We start from the raw sequence: 381 nt of genomic DNA, 5'->3' as shown, positions 1-381 counted from the left end.
TCCTCAAGGCCGGCGCCTCCTACGTCCCCCTCGACAAGGCCTGGCCCTCCGACCGCCTCGCCTTCGTCCTCCGCGAGTCCTCAGCCGGCGTCGTCCTCTCTCACTCCGACGTCGTCGATGACCTGCCCGCTTTCGGTGCTGTCCTCCTCGTCATCGATGAGGAGGCTTCTCGCATCGCTCGCCAGCCCATTTCGGCGCCCCTTCTGGACGTGACGGGCAATGACCTCGCCTACGTCATGTTCACCTCCGGCTCCACCGGTGAGCCCAAGGGTGTCTGCGTCCCTCACCGAGGCGTCACCCGCCTCGTCTCTTCTTCCTTCATCTCCTTCGCCGCTTCCGACGTCTGGCTCCACGCAGCCCCCGTCGCCTTCGACGCCTCCA

General features: G+C 66.7%; 1 protein-coding gene. It reads left to right on the top strand.

Translation table 11 applies throughout. The annotated features are described in order from the left end of the window. On the top strand, positions 1-381 hold a 381-nt coding region (locus FJV41_RS51890), incomplete at both ends, for an AMP-binding protein (RefSeq protein ID WP_141649720.1).

The organism is Myxococcus llanfairpwllgwyngyllgogerychwyrndrobwllllantysiliogogogochensis (assembly GCF_006636215.1).
In the GTDB taxonomy this organism is placed as follows: Bacteria; Myxococcota; Myxococcia; order Myxococcales; family Myxococcaceae; genus Myxococcus; species Myxococcus llanfairpwllgwyngyllgogerychwyrndrobwllllantysiliogogogochensis.
Note: the sequence above shows the minus strand (reverse complement) of the source record. Positions and strands in the feature narration are given on the sequence as shown.